Source organism: Streptomyces sp. NPDC088747 (genome assembly GCF_044751025.1).
In the GTDB taxonomy this organism is placed as follows: domain Bacteria; phylum Actinomycetota; class Actinomycetes; order Streptomycetales; family Streptomycetaceae; genus Streptomyces.
The window spans coordinates 292,978-314,309 of record NZ_JBIVKZ010000002.1 but is presented as its reverse complement, the minus strand read 5'-3'; the positions used below and the strand labels follow the sequence as shown (position 1 = coordinate 314,309).

Genomic DNA, 21,332 nt, shown 5'->3' with positions numbered 1-21,332 from the left:
TCGGGCTGTCAGACCGGCTGGAACTCTGCGTGCGGTGTTGCCCGCGCCCACACGGCGTCGAAGGCCGACTCGCAGAGCTTTGCCACCTCGGGGTCCTCCGTGAGTTCCACCTCCATGTTCTCGCCGTCGCCGTCGAAGTGGTTGACGAGGACGAGGCTGGAGTCGAAGAGCCAGAAGTCGTTGCCCGGAAGCGCGAGGCCCGTGGCGTTTCGCCGGGAGAGCCAGCGCACGTCCTCGCCGGCGGCGATGTTCAGGCCATCCGTCACGTCGTACTCGAAGCGGATGTACTCGCTGACGGGGGTCGAGACGACGCGGGCCCGGCGGACCTCGACGCCTCGCGAGGTGGCCTCCGTGACGATGCTGTGCCAGTCGCCCCAGCGCTCGGCCGGGTCGAGTGGCATTCCAGCCTTCCAGTCGAGGAAGGCCGGGTCCGACTTCATGTAGGCGTCGCGCATCTCCAGATGGACAGCCGTCCTCTGGCTGTCGCGGAACAGTTCCTCAAACGTCGGGGTCCTCGTCAACCTTCTTCACCTCCAGGAAGAACTGCACCATGCGCCGGGGGATCTCCACTACCGACTCATGGCCGGGGATGTCCATCTGCCCGAGGCGCTCGATGTCCTCGACCTTCAACCCCTGCACGAGGTAGCTGTCCTTCTCCTCGTCGAGGTAGATGGTGGGGGAGCCGCCACTGGGACTCTCCGGGTCCTTACCGAGCTTACGCAGGGCCATGATGTCCTCCTCGGATGCTGGTAACGATCTCTGTGCCAGAGCTTGCCCGTGGCCGTGCCGTGGAGCGAGGAACTTGCCGAAACTTGCCAGGCGTACGGAAGTTGACCTTACGCGGCCGGGGTCAGAGCGACGAAGAGTGGACCGGACGCAGCGCCGAGGGATGGCCGGATTCGATCGCTGTACGTCCTTCCTTGACTCTCCACCGCTTCGGTGCGTCCCACGGCTTCAACTCCCGCTACGCTCCCGGCTCATGGGAACACCCTGGGCCTCGCTCATAGCCGGGACGACGGCCGTCTTCAGCGCGGTCGCCACTGGCGGTGCGTGGCTGGCCGCACGCCGGGCCAACGCCACTGCGGACGCGGTCGCCCGCATCGAGCGGGAGCGCTGGCACGCCGACCTCACTCCGCAGTTCCGGGTCACCCTTGAGCCGCGGTACGACGGCGACCGCGCCGGGCTGATCCTGCACCTCGCCGGCCCCCTGCCCCTGGGCCGCCTCGACGAGATCCGCGTCGAGGTCGCGCAGAGCAACGACGTGGATTACACCGCCCCCGTGGCCGCCGGTCAGAGAGTGGAGCCGGAGCAGATGGCCGCGCAGCTGTGAGGGCCGTACAAGTTCCTGCGCCGAGCGAACGGGGCGGACGCCGACGGGAAGACGGTGGGCCCGTTCGCCCTGGCCGTGGGCAAAGGGCGGACGTTCGCGCTGTTGCGCACGGAGGCGCCGCCCTGGTGGCGCGGCAATGACCGGGAGGCGCGGTGGCGGGTCAAGTGGCTCGGCAAGCCCGTGCGCCTGGTCTTTACTTGCCACCGGGACGGCTTCGCGCCGTGGGTCATCCCGTACGAGGTGGAGATACCTGTGGAGCCGCAGGTGCTCTAGTTGGCTGCCTCCCTCGTGCGGAAACCTTCCCGCCAGAGTGCCCATCGGCTGCTGAGATACGGGCTCGATTGCTGAAGGCCGGCCCCCTACAGCCGACGCTCACGCTTGGGCGAAGTCGACGAACCGCGAATAGTGGCCCTGGAAAGCGACGGTGACCGTCGCGGTTGGCCCGTTGCGGTGCTTGGCGACGATCAGGTCGGCTTCGCCGGCTCGGGGTGATTCCTTCTCGTAGGCGTCGTCGCGGTGGAGGAGGATGACCAGGTCGGCGTTGTCCTCCAGAGCTCCGGAGTCACGTAGATCGCTGACCATGGGGCGTTTGTCGGTGCGTTGCTCTGGCCCGCGGTTGAGCTGAGAGACGGCCACGATGGGGACGTCCAGCTCCTTCGCCAGGAGTTTCAGGCAGCGGGCGATCTCGGAGATCTCTTCGTAGCGGGAGGCGAAGGGGCGGGTGCCGTAGGTGAGCATGTGGAGACCGTCGACGACAATCAGCCTGATGTCGTTTCGGCTGCGCAGACGCCGGCACTGTGCCCGTAGGTCAACCAGCGTCCCGTAGTCGGCGTCCTGGATGTACAGCGGAGCAGCCGATACCTCGGGCATCCGGCGAGCCATGCGAGTCCAGTCGTCTTCGTGCAACTGTCCGCTGCGGATGTGGTGCAGGGGGACGCGGGCTTCTGCCGCCACGATGCGCATCGCTACTTCGTTGCGTCCGGATTCAAGGGTGAACAGGACGCTGGGGATGTCGTTCTTTATGGAGACGGAGCGCAGGAAGTCCAGGGCGAGGGTGGATTTGCCCATCGCCGGTCGCGAGGCGACCACGATGAGGTGGCCTGGTTGCAGGCCACCGATCAGGGAGTCCAGATCCGTGAAGCCGGTTTGCAGCCCCATTAGATCTGTGGAGGTGCTGGAGAGGAACTCGATCTCGTCGAGGGCCCCTTCCATGATGTCGCCCAGCGGCAAGGCGGGTGCGGTGGGATGCTGCCGTGTCGTGGCCGCGAAGATCTCGGCCTGGGCGGCGTTTATGACCTCGTCCGTGTTCTCGGGACTTCCGTCGGCAGCCAGTGTCTCCACGTACCGTCCAGCGATCATGGTGCGGCGCAGGATGGCCGTGGACTGCACGCGGAGCGCGAACTGGGAGGGGTCCTTGCGGCGCGAGGCACCCTGAACGAGGGCGGCGATATAGCTGGGGCCGCCCACGTCATCGAGCTTCTTGCGCTGGGCCAGTTCTGCGGCGACCGTCACCGGGTCGGCTGGTTCGGAACGGGCGTACAAGTCGAGGATGGATTGGTAGATCAACTCGTGAGCAGGCTGGTAGAAGTCGCTGCCACGAACGATTTCCACCACATCGGCGATGATGTCCTTCGATGCCATCATCGCGCTCAGCAGGGACTTTTCGGCTCGCAGATCGTGGGGTGGCCGCTCCAGCTGCTCTCCGACATCCTTACCCAATGCCAACCCCCTCCGACTGTATGACGCATAGCGCCACATCCCCACTGCAGAGTCGGCAGCGTACTGTCTCGGCTCGCAGCACCTGGGCTGGTGCGGTCATCATCGCCGGAGCTGGTACTGATCAGGGCTCGGAGAGGCCAAGGACAACCTCGGCGGCACCGCAGGGCGAGAGTTGTGTTGACGCTCTTCCTGAGAGGCGGTCACTGCCGGGTCCGCAGGCAGATCGGTCATACGTCTCAGCCGCCACACCAACGTGCCGCTTATGGACTCCGCCGTGTCCAACTCGCGCCGGGCGGCGGCCTCCGTTAGCAAGGTGGCGGGGTCATGGCCATTTGCCTCGGCGTCGGCGAGGGTGCCTGCGAGGGCATGCCAGCCCGGCTCGGCCTGCGGGCCGCCGGTGAGCTGTCGGTGCGGGGAGGGTGCGGCCATGCCGGTGGCGACGGCATGCCTCGTGCGGAGCAGTTCGGTGCGCCAGGCGGCGGGGTTGTCCGGATCGGCGGCCGGAGTGGGATCGGTGTGCCGGTCCAGGCGGTCGCGGCGGTGGGCGCGCCACTTGCGGGCGACGTCCACCGGGAGGATCGGGTACGGCGAATCCAGGACGTGGGCCCGGATCGCCTCGCGGACGTCCCAGCCGTGGGCGGTGGCGAAGGACACGTCGCTGAGCAGTTCGTGCCACTGGGCGATCTGGTCACAGGCTTCGTCCGTGCCAGTGCGGGCGGTGCGGGGATCGAGGCGTCCGATGTAGGCGAGGACGGCGGCGACTTCGCGTCGGTCCAAAGGCGGCTTACTCCGTTCCGGTCGGTTCGTCGAGTGCGGCGAGCAGGGCGGCCATGTGCGCCTCGGTGCGCGTCATGCCGGTGGTCGAGGTGGGGGTGGGTGTGCCACCGGGCAGGGCGTAGAGGTTCGGGCGGCCGGGGGCGGGGGTGCGTTCCCGGGCGATCCACGCGCGCCAGTCGGCGGCCCACGCGTCGGCGGTGCGGGGATCCCACGAGCTCCGGTAGGTGCGCCACTTCGCGTCGGCGGCGTGCAGGGCGTGCTCGCCGAGCCGGTCGAGATGCCCGTCGTGCTGGAGCCAGGCGCGGGCGCTGTCGTCGATCTGCCACTCGGTGACCGAGATGAGCGGGGCAGAGCTGCTGCTCTTACTACCGTTCACCTTCGGTTCTCTTCTGTTCTGGGGGTCGGAATCCGCACCCTCCTCGGGTCGGAATCCGCACCCTCCTCGGGTCGGAATCCGCACCCTCCTCGGGTCGGAATCCGCACCCCCTGGGGGCCGGATTCTGTTCCCCGGGGCCGGATTCCGATCCACCCTCGAAGGGCTCGGCAGGGTCGGATTCTGACCCCCCGAGGGCTGGATTCCGACCCCCTTGGGGTGCCGGTTTCCGGTCCCCGTCCCGGGACTTATCGGCGAGGAATCGGGCGGCGATTGGGAGGCGGTAGTACGTCTCTCCCCTAGGTCCCTTGCGGTCAGGGAGCTGCACCAACTCGCCGTCGGCGATCAACTTGGCGAGCGCATCGCGCACGGCTGTGCGGGAGGCGTTGGCGCGCTTCATGAGGGTGGGCACGGACGCGTACGCGACGCAGTGCTGGTCGCGGCACCGGTCGGCGATCAGGGCGAGGACCATGCGGGCGGTGCCCTTGCTGCGGCTGTGGTCCCACACCCATTCGCGGGCGTCGTAGCTCATCGGGCGGCGGCTCCTGGGGGTCAGTGCATGGAGGTGCAGTCGGCCCTTGTCGGGCGGTGCACAGGGAGGGGGTTGGCCCACCGCCCCGGCCGACGGCGCGGGGGAGGGCTGGTGGCGTCGTATAGCCAAGACAGCCACATTCATGCCGCTCAAGTCCAGCGTTCCGCCGAGAAATTCAGACAGCTGACGGCGAACGCTTACTGCGAGCTAGGCATCCCCAAAATTGTAAACCCGAATCGGCCGCTGCCGAAATAATGGACCGTCAGGCGAAGCCAGAAGCATCACATCGCCTAGCCGTTGACGCGCCGCCGACGGGGAAGCTACAACACAATACCGCACGTCACAGCATCGATCGACGCATCCGTCCGCGCCCTTTCCCAACCCCCAGAAACCTCTCCCCGGCGTACGGCGCGAGCGCAACATAGCCGACGATCGCCGGTTACCAAAACCGGCGATTGAGCCTTTCAATTGGAGCCATGCCCCCACGCTCATTGGAAATCGGGCCGGCAGGAATGCAGGCGGCCCGTGCCATCGAAATCCTCCGCGCCGAACGCGGCCTGTCACAAAGGCAGTTGGCCGACCGCGTGACAGCCCTCGGCCACCCGATGTCCAACACCATGTTGTCCCGCATCGAGCGCGTCCAGCGCCGATGTGACGTCGACGACCTCATCGCGATCGCCGAGGCCCTCCACGTCCCGGCACTCGCGCTCCTGCCAGGCCGCCCCGCAGTCTGAACCGCCTTCGCCGCGCCGCAACTCGCCCCATCCCACACCCGAGTGAGGACCCACCGCCCTTGCGCCTGCCCGCCATACCCCTGGCTCCCGCCTGCCCCCAGCGCCTCTCCGGGACGGAGGTGATCGCGAATGGCTGACCGTCTCCTGACCGTGGCCGAGGCCGGCGAAATGCTCTGCACGGGCGAGCGCTTCGTCCGCCGCCTGATCGCCGAGCGTCGCATCCGCTACGTGAAGCTCGGCCGCCCGGTCCGCATCCCGGAGAGCGCGATCGCCGAGTACGTCGAGGCGCGCACCGTCGAGCCGGCCGGCCGTTTCCGTGCCCGCTGCGGGAAGGCGGCCTGATGGCAGGGCGAAAGCCGCAGCGGCGGCGCGAGTTCGGCACGACGCGGAAGCTCCCCTCCGGTCGATGGCAGGCCCGCTACATCGGCCCCGACGGGCAGCGGCACACCGCCCCGGAGACCTTCGAGACCAAGTCCGACGCCCAGGAGTGGCTTAACCTCACCCGCGCCGACATCGAGCGCGACGTGTGGCGTGACCCGGACGCGGGCGCGGTCAACTTCGAGAAGTACGCGTTCCGTTGGAAGGAGGAGCGCGGTCTGGCCCCGACCACGCTCGACCGCTACGACGGGCTGCTGCGCCTGCACATCCTGCCGACCTTTGGTGGGAAGGACCTGGACGAGATCACCCCGCCGTCCGTCCGCACGTGGCGTGCCGAGCGTCTGAAGGCGACCGGTGCCACGACGGTCGCCAAGTCGTACCGCCTGCTGAAGGCGATCCTGCAGACGGCGGTCGACGACGACCTCCTGCGCAGTAACCCGTGTCGCATCAAGGGCGCCGGCAAGGAGGAGGCCGACGAACGCCCCACCGCGACCATCGAGCAGGTCTTCGACCTCGCCGACGCCATGGGCCCACGCTGGCGCCTGATGGTCCTGCTCGGCGCCTTCGCCTCCCTTCGCCCGGAGGAGTTGGCTGAACTGCGCCGACGCAGTGTCGATCTCGACGAATGCTCCCTGCGCGTCACCCAGGCGTCCCCCGAGCTCACCAACGGCCGACGCGTTACCGGCGACCCCAAGACCCGGGCGGGCAAACGCACCGTCTACCTGCCCGACTTCATGCTCCCGGAGCTGCGGCGCCACCTGCAGTGGTTCGCGGAGAAGGAGGTAGACGGCCTGTTGTTCATCGGCGAGAAGGGCGCTCCCTTCCGCCGCTCGACCTTCGGTAGGAAGTGGCGCAAGGCGAGGGCCAAGGTCGGCATGCCGGACAACTTCCGCTTCTACGACCTCCGCCACACCGGCAACACCCTCGCCGCCGACACCGGCGCCAAGCTCAAGGACCTCATGGTCCGCGCCGGGCAGTCCTCGGAGCGGGCCCAGCTGATCTATCAGCATTCGACGGTGAAGCACCAGCGAAGGCTGGCCCAAGGGATCGATGCCGGGGTGCGAGCCCAGCTTCGCGAAGGTGTGTCGGCTCAGCAGAGCGCTCAGAAGGCATAACCCTGCTGCCCCTTGCGTGTCGACTGTGCTCAGCGCGACTGGTACGCAAGGGGGCTGAGCTGCCATTTTGGACCATGAGCCCTCTTCCTTCGCCGTGTCCAGGCACGATGCCTCTCTGACCAGCGTTATTTCTTGATTTTCAACCTCGAATGAGGGAGGATTTCCGGAAGTCGCTGTAGCTCGTTGGGGAGGCTGGACATGACTGTCGTGCACGCGGAGGACCTCCGGGCCCGCAACCGAATCGCCGAGCTTGGACTGTCGGTCGAAGGGATCGAAGACGCGCTGCGGCGAGCCGAGGCTGAGCGCAATTTCTGCACCCCGCTGGACCCGGTCTCGCTGCCCGGCAACATCTTCTGGGGGCGCACGATCCGCTTCATGCGGGAGACGTACATCCCGGAGGGTTGGACCAGCGCCAGTCCCAGTAACGTGCCGCTGCTTGTCGCGCCTTCGGGCGACTTCGCGATCACTGCCTCTAGCGGCAGTCCCGAGACTGGGTACGCCGCTCTCTCTCCCTCAACCCGCTACCCCAAGGGCAATGCGGTCATGAAGCGGGTGGAGACCAACCGGCAGCTGTTGCTGTTCGGCGAGCCAGAGGCGCCGCGCGAGCAGCAAGAGGCTGGCGACGGCGCCCCTACCTGGTTCCTGCTCTACCACCACGCGAAGACTGACCAGGGGACCCGACTCCACGCGGAACTGTCTTTCCCGAACGATCCCGGGAACCGTGGCAAGATCAGCAGCTGGCACGAGCGGATCATCCTCCCCTGGATCGACTTCGAGGGCTTCACTCCCTTCGTCGACGACGCCGACGACCAGGGCGGCATCGACATCCCCATCGAACGTCGGGCCTGACCGGCCCGCCCTGATCTCCCCATTGGCTCCTCCCATGACCACCGCATCTCGGCTCGTCCTGGCGCGCAAACGCCGAGGACTCACCGTCACCCGCCTCGCCCAGCTCGTCAGCCTGACCCCACGGAGGTTGTCCGACTACGAGAACGGGCGGGCTGTACCCAGCCAGCCGTCGCTGGAAGCGATTGCGACGGCGCTGGAGTTCCCTCCTGCCTTCTTCAGTGCCGAAGAAGTCGCCGACCTGACGGTCGACTCGGTGAGTTTCCGCGCCCTAAGCAAGATGACCGCGTCCCAGCGGGACATCGCCCTCAGCTCTGGGCGGCTGGCGCGTGTGCTGCAGGACTGGATCGCTGCACACTTTCGTCTGCCGACTCCCGACATTCCGTCGCTGACTTCATTCAGTCGGCTCGGCCCGGACGAGGACCAGATCCCGCACCCAGGAGAGGCGGCAGGGGCAGACTGGCCTGCGGAGGAAGCCGCCGCGCTTGTGCGAGCACGTTGGGGACTGGGGAACGCCCCGATGCCGAATGTGGTGCACCAGCTTGAGGCCCACGGTGTTCGCGTCTTCTCGCTCTCCCGGGCCTGCCCGGAGGTCGACGCGTTCTCCTTCTGGGACCGGGGGATCCCTTTCGTGCTGCTGGGTACGGAGAAAACTGCGGAACGCGGGCGCTTCGACGCGGCCCATGAACTCGGGCACCTGGTCCTGCACGGCGAAGAACAGATGCCACACGGGCCCCAGGCCGAAGCCGAAGCCCACAGATTTGCGGCCGCGTTCCTCATGCCGCGAGCAGACGTTCTCGCCCACGCACCACGGGGGGCGAGCACCAACTGGATCCTCCAGGCCAAGCGACGCTGGAAAGTCGCCGCCATGGCTCTTGCCCACCGATTGCACGAACTGGGCCTCACCACCGAGTGGCAGTACCGCACCCACTGTGTGGAACTCAGTCGCCTCGGCTACCGCAAGTCGGAGCCTCGGAGTGGGGTTGCTCGCGAGACCTCGCAAGTGCTGGGCAAGGTGTTCACTGCCCTGCGCAACGAAGGCACACGCCCTGCGGACGTGGCCCGAGAGCTACATCTGCATCCTGCCGATCTCAACGACCTGATCTTCGGTTTGGTGGTCACTGCGCAGGAAGGTGAGGGGCAGCGGCGTCCTACGTCCGAGGGCAGGCCGAGGCTCTCCGTGGTCCGTTGACAATCGGTTACATTGCTGGGCGATCCCAACTCCGTGGCGCCATAAGGGAAATAGGGTCAGACTTGGGCGGTGCAGATCTCTGAGGCCACAAACGGCGCCGCAATACGCATCAGCCCCGTCAGCCCCCAGAACACCGAACTACTAGCCTCCATTGTCGCCTTGGGTGATCGCTTCAGGAGCAAGCTCGGCTTTCTGCCACCGGCGGTCTACCAACAAGCCGCCGAAGAGAACCGCCTGCTAGCTGCCGTAGCTGGCCCAGGCCTCGTTGGCTATGCCCTGTACGGGCTTCCAGGGCAGCGCATCCGTCTGACTCACCTTTGCGTCGATCCCAGTAAGCGGCGTGGTGGGGTAGCCCGACTCCTGGTGGACGAGATCACTCGTCGGCACCAGGACCGTCTCGGCATCATCTTGAGGTGCCGCAAGGACTACGGTTACGAGCAGATGTGGCTGAAGCTCGGCTTCGAGCCCCGCGATGAGGTTGATGGCCGCGGCAAGAATCCCAAACCGCTCGTTGTGTGGTGGCGTGACCACGGTCATGCGGATCTGTTCACCGACTTGGAGCCGACGGCCCTACTCACCGTCGCTATGGACTGCAACGTGTTCGCCGACCTTCACGCGGCCAACAACCGGAATGGTTCACAGGAGACTCAGGCTCTTGGAGCGGAGTGGCTGACTGGGCTCGTCGAGCTGGTGGTCCTGCCTGAGCTAGTGGCTGAGATCGGCAAGATCCCAGACCAGACCGACCGGCGCAGTCAGTTGCGTATTTCGACCACGTACAAACGCCCTCGATCCGACAGGCAGCTGGCAGACCAGTTCGTGCCCCAGTTGATTACCGCTGCCCGAGAGCAGCTAGGCATCACGCTGCCCGTTAAGCCGAATGACCTCTCGGACCTCAGGTATGTGGCTGAGGCTGGGGCGGCCGGCGTCCCGTACGTCGTCACCCGCGACGACAACTTCCTGCGGCTTTCCGAGGCCGCCCAGCAGGTCTGCAACGTCCGCATCCTGCGGCCCTCGGACGTCGTTCTGCATCTCGACGAGTTGAGGCGTGCGCAGCTGTATCAGCCGGGCCGTCTCCTCGGTACCTCCTACACAACGAGGGCCGTTGCGGCAGGCCGGGAGCAGGAGCAGCTGATCTTTCTCGACAAACCCGGCGGTGAGCGTCTGAATGCCTTCAGATCGCGTCTACGCGAGCTTGCAGCTCAGCCAGCCAGGTGGGAGCGCCAGCAGATCGTGGACGACCAGGGGCAGCTCTTCGCCACGTACTGCCATGGGGGAGGACAGGAGCAGCTTCAAGTGCCGCTGCTACGTGTCGTTGATGGACATGTGCTGAGCGAGACCATCGCCCGGCAGATCCTTTTCCTGCTGCGTCAACACTGCCGGACCGTCGGCGCCGAGGTACTGCGGCTGACCGATCCGTATCTGCCGTCCACGGTACGTGCCGCAGCCCAGGAGGATGGGTTTCAGCCCCTCGGAGACGATCTGATCGCCTTCGTTCTGGACAAGGTTGCAGACACGAAGACCGTCGATGAGCATGCGGCCACCCTTGCCAGGCAGTTCGGTCTTGAGCTGCCCCGTCTACAAGCTCCTCTGCCGGCGGCTGCGGCGTCAGCCGTTGAGCGGGCCTGGTGGCCACTGAAGATCACTGACGCCGAGTTGCCGACCTTCCTCGTGCCGATCAAGCCGAAGTACGCCTACGACCTTTTCGGCGTCCCTGAAGGGCTCTTGGCCCGCAGTGACCAGCTGGGGCTCAGCCGCGAGCACGTCTACTACCGCGCCGCTCGCTCCAGCGGCGAGAGGGTCCCCGCCCGCATCCTCTGGTACGCCAGCACTGACCGGACGCTCACCCTGTCATCGGTAATCGCCTGCTCACGGTTCGACGCCACTGTTGTCGATGGCATCCCCGAGCTCCACCAGCGCTACCAGCACTTGGGTGTATGGAATCTCGCGGACATCCTGAAGCACTGCGAAGGCCACGACCAGGCCCGAGCCATCCGCTTTTCCGACACGGAGATCTTTCCGAACTTCGTTCCGCTCAAGCGACTTAAGCAGCTAGCCCGCCACCAGAGTCACACCCTCAACGTACAGTCGGTTTTCAAGATCTCGTCCACCCTGTTCCAAGCCATCTACGAGGAAGGCCGATCCGCACGGTGACCGACTCAGAACGCGCCCTCCTGCTATCTCTGCACCCACGCTTCGCGACTTCGATCCTGGATGGGCGCAAGTCGGTAGAACTCCGTCGCCAGAGAGTGGCAGTCCCCCCTGGTACGCAGGTCATCCTCTACGCCACCTCGCCGGTCATGGCACTCGTCGGCACTGCTCGCGTTGCTCGCGTCGACACCGCATCTCCCGCCGAGGTGTGGAAGCGGCATCGTTCCAAAACTGGGATCAGCCGTGCCGAGTACGACACCTACATGGATGGTGCAGCCCAGGCGTCGGCGCTCGTGCTGGATGCCCCTGAACGGTTGGAAGAACCGGTGCCGCTGGCCCACCTTCGGGCCGGTGGCACCTTCCACCCCCCGCAGAGCTACCGCTACATCGTTGAAGACACCCTCCGGGGCTTGGTCACCGGGCATGTCATGGCTGACGTCCTACTTGATCGGCTCACCGGAGCGAATCCGACTGTCTCCGCTGCTTCCACAACGCGAGCGGCGGGCGGAGCCGTGCGTAAGTCACTGCGGTCAAACTCTGGCAGCCAGAACGGGCACTCGACGCTCCGCTCCGCTGTCCTGCTGGTGGGGCCGACGTCGTAGAGCACCAGACTGATCATCGGTTCGAATGGCGAGAGCGGCTCGGCGGATCAGTGAACTGGGCTTTTGCGTATGCGACTTAACCTAAAGAGCACCCTTATGTGGTGCGGGTCACATGAAATACGTCTCAGTATTTGAGACGTCCGAGGTGGGAGTGGTAGTGCATGGCGGCCCGGGGTTCTGGATGTGGCCGCTTCGAGTCGACTTAGGGCACGCGGAGGGGCGCCGCTCCCAAATTGGACTAGACAACAAAGAACCCCCGGGTCATCGACCTGGGGGCTTCAAATGGAGCGGGTGACGAGAATCGAACTCGCACTCTCAGCTTGGGAAGCTGATGTTCTACCACTAAACTACACCCGCGTAAGACGCCGGTTGAACCGGTGTCGAATGCCCGCTCACTCTACCTCATGCCTGGCCCCCGGCGCTGAAGCCGTGGGGTCAGGGTGCGTTTCAGGGAGGGGACGCGGCTGCGGGGCGCCGGAGTTGGGGCGTACCGTGGGGGCGGGGAAGAGGGTCTGCGCTCGACCGGAGTGCCTCCTGGAGGGGCATCCCGCTCGTCCCGTAATGTGGGGATTCGTCGTCAGTCAGACGCGGCTCTTGGGGAAGGGACTCTGAGGACTTGATGGAGCACACCGTCGTCCGTTGTGCCGAAGGGCACGTGTTCAGCACCACTTCGTTCCCGATGCAGCAGGCCGAGCGGCTCGGCCCCGGCCGGCTGATCCGGTGCCCGCGATGTGCGCGGCTCCGGAACGTCGTACCGGTCGCGCTCGAGAAGCGGTAACCGGCAGAAGCGGTAGCCGGCGGTAATGGGTGATAATCAGCGGTAGTCGGCGGCGGTCACCGGTAGTTGGCGGTCGGCCGTGGGTGAGGCGCGGGGGACTGTGCGCGATTGCAGACAGTCCCCGCGTATCCTCGGGGCGTGCTTCTCTCAGACAAGGACATCCGGGCCGAGATCGATGCCGGACGGGTGCGGATCGATCCGTACGACGAATCCATGGTGCAGCCGTCGAGTGTCGACGTGCGGCTCGACCGCTTCTTCCGGGTGTTCGAGAACCACCGCTACCCACACATCGATCCGTCCGTCGAGCAGGCGGATCTGACGCGGCTCGTCGAACCCGAAGGGGACGAGCCGTTCATCCTGCACCCGGGGGAGTTCGTCCTCGCCAGCACGTACGAGGTCATCTCGCTGCCGGACGATCTCGCTTCCCGGCTTGAGGGGAAGAGCTCGCTCGGGCGGCTCGGGCTCGTCACGCACTCCACCGCCGGGTTCATCGACCCCGGGTTCTCCGGGCACGTCACCCTCGAACTGTCGAACCTCGCGACGCTCCCCATCAAGCTCTGGCCGGGAATGAAGATCGGGCAGCTCTGCCTGTTCCGGCTCAGTTCGCCGGCCGAGTTCCCCTACGGCAGCGACCGGTACGGGTCCCGCTACCAGGGGCAGCGCGGGCCGACCGCGTCCCGCTCCTTCCTCAACTTCCACCGGACCCAGGTATGAGCGAGGGCGGCGGCGTGAGCGACGTGCGCGAGAACCTCACCTACGAGCGGTTCGGCGTCGCCGTCCGTGAGCTCGCCCAGACGATCGCCGACGACGGGTACGAGCCCGACATCGTCCTCTCCATCGCCCGCGGCGGCGTCTTCGTCGCCGGCGGCCTCGCCTACGCCCTCGACTGCAAGAACATCCACCTCGTGAACGTGGAGTTCTACACGGGCGTCGGCACCACCCTGGACATGCCCGTCATGCTCGCGCCCGTCCCCGACACCATCGACTTCTCCGACAAGAAGGTCCTGATCACCGACGACGTCGCCGACACCGGCAAGACGCTCAAGCTGGTCCGCGACTTCTGCGTCGACGCCGTCGCCGAGGTCCGCAGCGCCGTGATCTACGAGAAGCCCCAGTCACTCGTGAAGTGCGAGTACGTGTGGAAGCGGACCGACGAGTGGATCAACTTTCCGTGGAGCGTCGAGCCGCCCGTCGTGAAGCGGGCCCGGCAGGTTCTCGACGCCTAGCGGGCGCGAGCGGGAGTGGGAGTGGATGGGGAAGGCCCCGGTCGAAACGCTCGACCGGGGCCTTCGTCCTGCGCGTACCGCCGTCCCGCTGCGTGACCTAGAACGTGCCCAGCTTGATGATCGACAGGATCGCGATCAGCTGGATCGCCGAGGCGCCGAGGGCCTTGGGCCAGGGGAGGTCGTGGGACTTGCTGACCATGAGGGTCAGGAGGGCGCCCGCGGCGATCCAGGTGGCCCAGCCGAGGAGCTGGACGAAGGACTCGTCGCCGCCGAAGAACATGGCGACGACCAGGCGCGGGGTGTCCGTGAGGGACATGATCAGCATGGAGAGGCCGACCGTGGGCTGCCAGGCGCCGTCGCCGCCGAGCTGGCGGGCCAGGGTGTGGGTGACCACGCCGAGGATGAAGGTGCTGAGGACGATCGCGACGGCCGTCGTCAGGACGATCGGGATCGCGTTGGAGAGGGTGGCGTTTATCGCGTCCTCGCGGGCCCCGTCGAAGCCGAAGACGGCGAGCAGGCCGTAGAGGAACGTCACGATGAGGGCCGGGGCCCACATCGCGTAGTCCCGCATCTGGAGGAAGGTCTGGTTGGGGCGGGTGATGACGCCCTTCAGCAGGTCCTTCCAGTGCAGGCGCGGGCCGACCGGCGGGGCCGAGGCCTGGCCGGCACGGTAGGTGTCGCCCTGGTTGTAGTGGTCCTCGTCGATCGAGAAGGCCTGGGTGTGGCCGGGCTGGTTCGCCGCGTACGGGTCGGGGCCCTGCTGCGGGTGCCCGTCACCGAAGTACTCCGGCTCGCCGTAGCCGCCACCTCCGTAGCCGCCACCGCCGTTCCCACTCTGGGGCCAGCCGCCCTGCTGCCCACCGCCCTGCCCGCCGTACGGCTGCTGGCGCTGAGGCGGCGCGGGCGGGTAGCCGTACGGCGGCTGCTGGCCTCCCTGGGGAGGTCGCGGAGCCTGTTGCCCGTACGACGGTTGCTGTTGTTGCGGTCGCCCCTGCGGGCCCCGGTTGTCCCGGCCGCTGCGTCCGATCCTGAATCCAGCCACGTAATCGAACGTACCTGTTCCCGGAGAGTGATGTGCCGGACCGGGCCTTGCGGGCACGGGTTTGCGGCTGAGCTGTGACATCCCCTAAGGGCTCTCAGGGGTGGGGAAAGGGACCGGCCCCCACCCCTGAACCGTCAGTCCGCGAGTACGTCGCCGAAGTAGGCGTCGCCCGACGGTCCGCCCAGCGTCGTGCTCCCGAAGGTCTTGGAGCCGGACGCGGTGAGGCCGGAGGTGGTGGATCTGAAGGTCCAGACGGCGCCGTCGCCGGTGTTCTCGTTGACGGCGCTCGCCACCAGTTCGGCGCGGCCGTCCGTGTTGACGTCCGTGAGCTGGACGGCGGAGCCGAAGAAGTCCAGGGACTCGGCGGCGCCAGGGACCCCCGCGGTGTTCTGGGAGAAGGACCTGGCGCCGGGTCCGGTCAGGCCGGCGGACGAACCGCGCAGGACGACGACGATGCCGGCCTTCCTCGCCGAGCCGATGCTCTCGTTCTCGACGCCGACCGCGATGTCGGCGTATCCGTCGCCGTTGGTGTCGCCCGACGACAGGCTGAAGCCGAAGCCGTCGCCCTTCTCGGCGGTGTCGGGGACGCCCGCGGTGTCCTGGGTGATGCGGACCGGCGTACGGGTGCTGAGGCCGCCCGCCGCGCCGTACGTCAGCGTGATCGCGCCGCCCAGGCCGCCGTGCGGCGCCTCCGCGGACTTCTCCAGGAAGTTGCCGGTGACGATGTCGCCGTAGCCGTCCTTGTCGACGTCGGCGATGGTGGCCGTGTAGCCGCCCGCGACCTTCTTGCCCTTCTTGAGGCCGGTGGCCGAGCCGGTGTAGAGGACACTGCGGGTCGGGTAGCCGGAGGCGGTCTCCTCCTGGCCCATGACCAGCAGGTCCGTCCTGCCGTCGCCGTTGACCTCGCCCGCGACGATCTTGTCGGTGTTGATGCCGGTCTGCGTGAGCGTGTCGATGCCCACACGTGAAGTCGCCTTGCCCTTGCGGGAGATGGGGCCGTTGAAGATGTTCAGCTCGGGCGAGGCCAGGTTGGCGGCGGCCAGGTCGGTGTCGCCGTCACCGTCGAAGTCGCCGGTGGCGATGGACCAGCCCAGCTCCTGGCGGTTGCCGGGAAGGGGCGAGGTGATGTTGCTGGAGCCCTTGATGCCGGTCGCGCCGCCCCACAGGACGGTGATGACGCCCGAACCGCCGGTCGAGCCCGCCCCCTCGCTGTGCACGCCGACGACGATGTCCGTGTAGCCGTCGTCGTCGAGGTCGCCGGTGGTGAGGCGGTCGCCGAAATACTCGAAGGACGCGGGCGTTCCGGGGACGCCGGCGGTGGCCTGGTTGTACACCTGGCGCTTGGCGGTGTCGAGGCCGCTCGCGGTGCCGTAGACGACCGCGACGTAGCCGGCGCCGGACTTGCCGGAGACCTTGGCCAGGGGCGCGCCGATCGCCAGGTCGCGGTAGCCGTCGCCGTTGAAGTCGCCGGACAGGCCGGAGGGCGCGGCGGCGGCCGTGGTGGCGGGGAGTGTGGTGAGCAGGCCGGTCGTCAGGGTCGCGGCCAGCAGAAGGGTGCGCTTGCGCAAGATGGGGCTCCGCGGAAGGAAAGGAAGAAGGGGAAAGGAGAAGGGGGAAAGGAAAAGGGGCACACCGGGCCCGTCCGTACGGACCCGGCGTGCGCGGCGCGTCCGTACGGACCCGGCGTGCGCGGCGCGTCCGTACGGACCCGGCGTGCGCGGCGAAGGAATCAGTCGGCGAAGACCGCGCCGAGCTGTGCCGCTCCCGTCGTCGGTACGCCGAGGGCGCTCGGGGCGATGGTGCGGGAGCCCGTCGTGGTGATCTTCGTACCGTTGGAGGGCAGATAGGTGATCGCGCCCTTGGCACTGTTCTCGTACGAGCCGACGATCAGGTCCGCCCTGCCGTCGCCGTTCACGTCGTCGAGCTTGACGTCCGCGCCGAAGAGGTCGCTCTTCTCGTCGGCGCCCGGGACGCCTGCCGTGCTCTGGGCGAAGAGCTGCGCGCCGCCGTCGGTCTTCACACCGTTGGCGGTGCCGTACAGGACGGTGACCGTGCCGGTGTTGGCGGCGCTGCCTATGTCCTCGTTGGGGGTGGAGACGACCACGTCCTGGTAGCCGTCGCCGTTGACGTCGCCCATGTCGAGGTCCCAGCCGAAGCTGTCGTTCTTCTCCGAGGTACCGGGCACCTTGCCGGTGTTCTGGCTGATCGCGGCGGTCGCGCCGGGGCCGGACGCGGAGCCGTAGGTGATGTTCACCCGGCCGCCGTTCGAGGCGCCCGGGACGGTCGTACCGTCGCTGAGTCTGCTCTCCCAGCCCGCGCCGCTGACTATGTCGCCGAAGCCGTCGCCGTTGATGTCACCGATGGCGGTGACGATGCCGGGGCCGAGGGTCTTGGCGGAGGCGGCCTTGAGGCCGGTCGCCGTGCCGGGCACGAAGTAGTTGGTGTTCCAGCCGTACTGGGTCCGCGTCTCGAAGCCGTCGACCACCAGGTCGGTGCGGCCGTCGCCGTTCACGTCGCCCGCGGTGAGGTTCAGCGGGCCGTGGGGACTGCCGCCGGTGCCGGGGGAGATCGGCGGCTTGACGGTGGACCGGCCGATTCCGGGAGCGCCCGCGGTGGTGAGGCCGCCCTTGTAGACGTAGATCGTGCTGGACGAGCTGCCCACCGCGAGGTCGGCCCTGCCGTCGCCGTCGAAGTCGCCCGCGGCCAGGTCGTTGCCCCAGAAGTCGTGTGCGGACGGGGCCGGGTCTGCGATGGTCACGCCCTTGCCGGTGAGGCCGCGCGCCGAGCCCCAGAGGACGGCCAGGGCGCCGCCGTCGGTGTCGGTGCCGTTCTTCTCGTAGGGGGCCGACACGGCGAGGTCGTCGTAGCCGTCGCCGTTGAAGTCGGCGTAGGCCGACTCGGCGCCGAAGCCGTCCCCGGCCTCCGCGGTGCCGGGGACTCCGGCGGTGTTCTAGCTGATCGTGGAGTGCCTCGCGGAAGTGGCGCCGCTCGCGCCGCCGTAGAGGGCGACGATCTGGCCGGCGTTCTTGTGGCCGTTCACGTTGGCGCCGTGGGCCGAGGCGAGGACATCGCCGACACCGTCGCCGTTGAAGTCGGCCTTCGCCACCCTGAAGGAGTCCGCGGCCGTGGCCGTCGCCGCCGAGAGCGTGAGCAGACCGCCGGTGAGGGCGGCCGCCGTGACCGTGGCGAGGGCGAGTCTCACGGCGTGCGGGTGCTGCGTGTGCATACGGGGGTCTCCTGCGGCAGGCGGTGGACGCCGGTCGGGCATCCGTGGTCGAACGGGGTGCCGGCCGCCCACAACTTCCGCGCGTCGTAACGGGGTTGGGTGGGCGGGTCGGCGAACAGGAGACCTGCGGCGGGTCGTGAGGGTTGTACGTGTGTTCGGTTAACTTTTGGGGTTGCCGGGGCGGAGGGTCAGGAGTCCATCCCGAGGAACTCCGAGGTGGAGAAGGTGATCGTCGGCTTCCGGGCGACCAGGCCCGTCCGGTCGCCGCCCGGGTACAGGGCGACCGTGTCCTTCGTCTCCCCCGGGTAGGTCCGTACGACCAGGTCCGCGTGGCCGTCGCCGGTGAAGTCGGCGACGGTGAGGACACGGGTGGTGCCCTGGGCGGGCGGGCGTACGGTCACCATGCCCGCCGTGGACAGACCGGTCGTACGGCCCCGGAGCAGGCGCAGTTGCGAGCCGCTGGAGACGAGTTCGCTCAGGCCGTCCCCGTCGAAGTCGCCGGAGTGGAGCACCGAGCCTGCGGTGGCGACGGTGCCGCGGGCCGCGGTGGGCAGGTCGTAGCGCAGCGCGGTCTCCCCCATCGCGCCGACCGCCGCGTCCAGCGCCTTGCCCTCGCCGAAGTCGCCGAGGGCGACGTCGATACCGGTGGGCAGGGCGGCGCCGGTGCGGGTGGGGCCTTCCGGGCCGCCGAGCACGATCGCGGACTCCGCGGTGCCCTCCGCCGTACGGACGAGGAGGTCGTCGCGGCCGTCGCCGTTCACGTCGGCAGCGGGCCCGGTCGGCACGTTGCCTGGGGAGGCGAGCGGGGCGCCGGCCGCGCGCGGGGCGCCCTTGCGGGTGAACGGGCCGCGCAGGTAGCTGAGTTGGCCGTTGGAGGCGTGGACGACGAGGTCGGTCGCGCCGTCGCCGTCGAAGTCGCCGGGGACCGGCTGGTCGGGCCACTCGTTGCCGTCCCGCGCCTGTGCGGGGATGGTCAGCTTGACCGCCTTGCCGGTCAGGCCCGAGGGGGAGCCGAAGAGGATCTGGAGGGGTACGGGGGGCATGCCCTGTCCGTCGTACGGCGGGTCGGTGGAGACCACCAGGTCCGTGAAGCCGTCGCCGTCCAGGTCGGCGCTCGCCTCCGCGTCGAAGACGGCGGGGAGCTGGCCGTCGGTGGGGGCCGCCTGGCTGGTGGGGCTGAGGAGTTGGCGCGCGCCGGGGGTGAGGCCGCGGACCGATCCGTACACGACACCGATGCCCGCGTCGTCGCCGTGGGTGTCGTCGGGGCCCTTGACGAGGTCGTTCAGTACGAGGTCGGGGTGGCCGTCGCCGTTGAAGTCGTCCGGCGTCGCGCTGCCCTTGCCACGCGGTACGGGGAGCCGGGCAGGTGCCTTGGCGGCGACGACGGGGTCGCCGGCGGCGTCGGGCTCGGAGCCGCCGTCGCCCTCTCCCGCACACCCCGTCAGGAGCGCCAGGAGCAGGACGCCGCCGAGCCCGGCGGCCGTCGTGCGTACTCCGTGCCCGCCCGGTCTCCCGTTTCGTCGCCCGATTATTCGCACGCGCACCATCCATCTCGAACAGACCGTCGAAAGCAACAACCTGCACATGATGCCGGTGTTGCGGCGGCGAGTTAAGGGGAGCGACGTGCGGGGTGGGTCACGTGGGGCTCACCAGGGGATCGGGCCGTTGACGTCGAAGTAGCCGCCGGTGGGTCCGTCGGGGCCGGTCAGGGCCATCCGGACGATGATCTCGGCGCCCTGCTCGACGGTCTGGACGCCGGTACGGCCGTTCAGGTCGGTCGCGGTGTAGCCGGGCTCGACGCAGTTGATCCGCATGGCGGGGAACGCCTTCGCGTACTGCACGGTGATCAGGTTGACCGCGGTCTTCGAGGCCGGGTAGGCGACGCCCGGGTAGGCGTACGTCGGGGTGTCCGGGGCGGTGATCCGGGCCATCGAGCCCAGGCCGCTGCTCACGTTCACCACGACCGGGGCGGCGGACTCGCGCAGCAGCGGGAGGAAGGCGTGGGTGACGCGCACGACGCCGAAGACGTTCGTCTCGAACGTCGACCGCATCAGGTCGGCGGTCACGTCGGCGGCGCCGATCACGGCGTTGCCGTCGCCCCGCTCCTCGACCCCGGCGTTGTTGATCAGCACGTCCAGCCCTCCGTCGGCCTCGACGGTCTTCACCGCGGCGGCCACGGAGGCGTCGTCGGTGACGTCGAGCAGGACCGCCCGCGCGCCGAGCCGCTCGGCGGCCGCCCGTCCGCGTTCGGCGTCCCGGCTCCCGACGTAGACGGTGTGGCCCTCGGCGACGAGGCGGCGGGCGGTCTCGAAGCCGAGACCCTTGTTCGCTCCGGTGATCAGTGTCGTTGTCATGCCTCCACGGTGCGCCGCGGCGGCGCGGTCAGCCAGGCGTCCCGTCTTCCTGGGACTGCCAGTACCAGGACGATCCGAGCGGGGCGGTGCACAGTGGAGGTATGGCGACCACGGAGTTCGGGCATCTGGTGCGGCGCTGGCGGGACCGGGCCTCACCGGAGGCGGCCGGGCTGCCCCTCGGCGGCCACCGGCGCGCGGCCGGGCTGCGGCGCGAGGAGCTGGCCCTGCTGGCCGGGATCTCGGTCGACTACGTGACCCGCCTCGAACAGGGCCGGGCGGCCAACCCGTCTGAGCAGGTCGTGGAGGCGCTGGGCCGGGCGCTGCGGCTGTCCGGGGCCGAGCGCGAGCACCTGTTCCACGTCGCCGGCCTGGTACCGCCCGGCAAGGGCACCGTGCCCGCGTACATCACGCCGAGCGTGCAGCGGATGCTGGACAGGCTGACCGGGACGCCGGTCGCGGTCTCCGACGCGGCGTGGACGCTGCTGCTGGCCAACCCGCTGTACGTGGCGTTGATGGGCGAGTACCAGGGCGACGAGCGCAACGCCGTGTGGCGCAACTTCCTCGGCTCGGGCAGCCGCGTACGTCACACCCCCGAGGGGCTGCGCACGCTGGAGGCCACCCAGGTCGCCGAGTTGCGCGCGACGGCCAACCGCTATCCGGCGGACCGGCGACTGCGGCGGCTGATCGCCGAACTGCGCGCGAACAGCGCCCGGTTCGCCGAGCTGTGGGACTCCGGAGCGGTGGGCAGGCCCGAGGCCTCCCGCAAGACCATCGACCATCCCCAGGTCGGCCCCCTGACGCTGGACTGCGACGTGCTGAGCGTCGCCGGCAGCGATCTGCGGATCATGATCTACACGGCCGAGCCGGGCACGGCGGACGCCGAACGGCTGGCGCTGGTGGGGGTGTTGGGGACGCAGACGCTGAGTACGCCTTGACGAGACCTCGCGTGCGCTCTGACGG

Annotated in this window: 21 protein-coding genes, 1 tRNA gene and 1 pseudogene; 12 read left to right on the top strand and 11 right to left on the bottom strand. The window is 68.3% G+C overall.

What is annotated here, in order from left to right:
• Positions 1–8: 8 nt before the first annotated feature.
• Positions 9–521, bottom strand: coding sequence for a DUF6879 family protein (locus ACIP79_RS05860; protein WP_401219854.1), 513 nt, complete (start codon positions 519–521; stop codon positions 9–11).
• Positions 499–729: a hypothetical protein gene (locus ACIP79_RS05855; RefSeq protein WP_067022411.1), complete on the bottom strand. Its 231-nt coding sequence runs from the start codon at positions 727–729 to the stop codon at positions 499–501. The genes ACIP79_RS05860 and ACIP79_RS05855 overlap by 23 nt, the downstream gene beginning before the upstream one ends.
• 250 nt (positions 730–979) lie before the next feature.
• On the opposite strand from ACIP79_RS05855, the gene ACIP79_RS05850 reads away from it, so the two are divergent.
• Both ACIP79_RS05850 and ACIP79_RS05845 read left to right on the top strand, forming a co-directional pair.
• Positions 980–1,330 carry a hypothetical protein gene (locus ACIP79_RS05850; RefSeq protein WP_401219851.1) on the top strand — a complete coding sequence of 117 codons (351 nt, stop codon included), beginning with the start codon at positions 980–982 and terminating at the stop codon, positions 1,328–1,330.
• A 75-nt stretch (positions 1,331–1,405) separates the two neighbouring features.
• Positions 1,406–1,603, top strand: coding sequence for a hypothetical protein (locus ACIP79_RS05845; RefSeq protein WP_401219849.1), 198 nt, complete (start codon positions 1,406–1,408; stop codon positions 1,601–1,603).
• Positions 1,604–1,702: 99 nt separating this feature from the next.
• Here ACIP79_RS05845 and dnaB read toward each other — a convergent pair whose 3' ends face one another.
• The 3 genes from dnaB to ACIP79_RS05830 form a co-directional block, all read right to left on the bottom strand.
• Positions 1,703–3,055: a replicative DNA helicase gene (gene dnaB / locus ACIP79_RS05840; RefSeq protein ID WP_401219846.1), complete on the bottom strand. Its 1,353-nt coding sequence runs from the start codon at positions 3,053–3,055 to the stop codon at positions 1,703–1,705.
• Positions 3,056–3,148: 93 nt separating this feature from the next.
• Positions 3,149–3,826, bottom strand: coding sequence for a hypothetical protein (locus tag ACIP79_RS05835; RefSeq protein WP_401219843.1), 678 nt, complete (start codon positions 3,824–3,826; stop codon positions 3,149–3,151).
• Positions 3,827–3,833: 7 nt separating this feature from the next.
• A complete protein-coding gene (locus tag ACIP79_RS05830) occupies positions 3,834–4,202 on the bottom strand; it encodes a hypothetical protein (protein WP_401219840.1) in 369 nt (122 codons plus the stop codon).
• A gap of 1,005 nt (positions 4,203–5,207) precedes the next feature.
• On the opposite strand from ACIP79_RS05830, the gene ACIP79_RS05825 reads away from it, so the two are divergent.
• The 7 genes from ACIP79_RS05825 to ACIP79_RS05795 all read left to right on the top strand — a co-directional run bounded on the left by ACIP79_RS05825 (position 5,208) and on the right by ACIP79_RS05795 (position 11,746).
• On the top strand, positions 5,208–5,465 hold the full coding sequence (locus ACIP79_RS05825; protein ID WP_401219838.1) for a helix-turn-helix domain-containing protein: 258 nt from the start codon (positions 5,208–5,210) through the stop codon (positions 5,463–5,465).
• 129 nt (positions 5,466–5,594) lie between these two features.
• Entirely contained in the window at positions 5,595–5,807 is a 213-nt protein-coding gene (locus tag ACIP79_RS05820) for a helix-turn-helix domain-containing protein (protein WP_401219836.1), read from the top strand.
• A complete protein-coding gene (locus ACIP79_RS05815; protein WP_401219834.1) occupies positions 5,807–6,958 on the top strand; it encodes a tyrosine-type recombinase/integrase in 1,152 nt (383 codons plus the stop codon). The genes ACIP79_RS05820 and ACIP79_RS05815 overlap by 1 nt, the downstream gene beginning before the upstream one ends.
• A 198-nt stretch (positions 6,959–7,156) precedes the next feature.
• Positions 7,157–7,807, top strand: coding sequence for a hypothetical protein (locus ACIP79_RS05810; RefSeq protein WP_401219832.1), 651 nt, complete (start codon positions 7,157–7,159; stop codon positions 7,805–7,807).
• Positions 7,808–7,841: 34 nt separating this feature from the next.
• Complete coding sequence (locus ACIP79_RS05805) at positions 7,842–8,996, top strand: helix-turn-helix domain-containing protein (protein WP_401219829.1); 1,155 nt, start codon at positions 7,842–7,844, stop codon at positions 8,994–8,996.
• 69 nt (positions 8,997–9,065) lie between these two features.
• Positions 9,066–11,147, top strand: coding sequence for a GNAT family N-acetyltransferase (locus ACIP79_RS05800; RefSeq protein ID WP_401219826.1), 2,082 nt, complete (start codon positions 9,066–9,068; stop codon positions 11,145–11,147).
• Positions 11,144–11,746 (top strand): ASCH domain-containing protein, encoded by a 603-nt coding sequence (locus tag ACIP79_RS05795; RefSeq protein WP_401219824.1) that lies wholly within the window; start codon positions 11,144–11,146, stop codon positions 11,744–11,746. The genes ACIP79_RS05800 and ACIP79_RS05795 overlap by 4 nt, the downstream gene beginning before the upstream one ends.
• A 283-nt stretch (positions 11,747–12,029) precedes the next feature.
• Here the strand turns inward: ACIP79_RS05795 and ACIP79_RS05790 are convergent.
• Positions 12,030–12,103: transfer RNA gene (locus ACIP79_RS05790), tRNA-Gly, on the bottom strand.
• A 559-nt stretch (positions 12,104–12,662) separates the two neighbouring features.
• On the opposite strand from ACIP79_RS05790, the gene dcd reads away from it, so the two are divergent.
• Together dcd and ACIP79_RS05780 are read left to right on the top strand one after the other, a co-directional pair.
• The gene (dcd, locus tag ACIP79_RS05785) at positions 12,663–13,238 is read left to right on the top strand and encodes a dCTP deaminase (RefSeq protein ID WP_401219821.1); all 576 of its coding nucleotides are present in this window, start codon (positions 12,663–12,665) and stop codon (positions 13,236–13,238) included.
• 14 nt (positions 13,239–13,252) lie between these two features.
• Positions 13,253–13,750, top strand: coding sequence for a phosphoribosyltransferase (locus tag ACIP79_RS05780; protein ID WP_401219819.1), 498 nt, complete (start codon positions 13,253–13,255; stop codon positions 13,748–13,750).
• A 97-nt stretch (positions 13,751–13,847) separates the two neighbouring features.
• Here ACIP79_RS05780 and ACIP79_RS05775 read toward each other — a convergent pair whose 3' ends face one another.
• The 5 genes and pseudogenes from ACIP79_RS05775 to ACIP79_RS05755 form a co-directional block, all read right to left on the bottom strand.
• Positions 13,848–14,873, bottom strand: a complete 1,026-nt coding sequence (locus tag ACIP79_RS05775) for a Yip1 family protein (protein WP_401219817.1) — start codon at positions 14,871–14,873, stop codon at positions 13,848–13,850.
• A gap of 53 nt (positions 14,874–14,926) precedes the next feature.
• Positions 14,927–16,360, bottom strand: coding sequence for an FG-GAP-like repeat-containing protein (locus ACIP79_RS05770; protein ID WP_401219814.1), 1,434 nt, complete (start codon positions 16,358–16,360; stop codon positions 14,927–14,929).
• 161 nt (positions 16,361–16,521) lie between these two features.
• Positions 16,522–18,018, bottom strand: a pseudogene (locus ACIP79_RS05765) (FG-GAP and VCBS repeat-containing protein).
• A gap of 188 nt (positions 18,019–18,206) precedes the next feature.
• On the bottom strand, positions 18,207–19,556 hold the full coding sequence (locus ACIP79_RS05760; protein WP_401219812.1) for an FG-GAP repeat domain-containing protein: 1,350 nt from the start codon (positions 19,554–19,556) through the stop codon (positions 18,207–18,209).
• A gap of 108 nt (positions 19,557–19,664) precedes the next feature.
• A complete protein-coding gene (locus tag ACIP79_RS05755; protein WP_401219809.1) occupies positions 19,665–20,372 on the bottom strand; it encodes an SDR family NAD(P)-dependent oxidoreductase in 708 nt (235 codons plus the stop codon).
• A gap of 101 nt (positions 20,373–20,473) precedes the next feature.
• Here ACIP79_RS05755 and ACIP79_RS05750 point away from each other — a divergent pair, with 101 nt between their 5' ends.
• Positions 20,474–21,307 carry a helix-turn-helix transcriptional regulator gene (locus ACIP79_RS05750; RefSeq protein ID WP_401219806.1) on the top strand — a complete coding sequence of 278 codons (834 nt, stop codon included), beginning with the start codon at positions 20,474–20,476 and terminating at the stop codon, positions 21,305–21,307.
• Positions 21,308–21,332 lie beyond the last annotated feature (25 nt).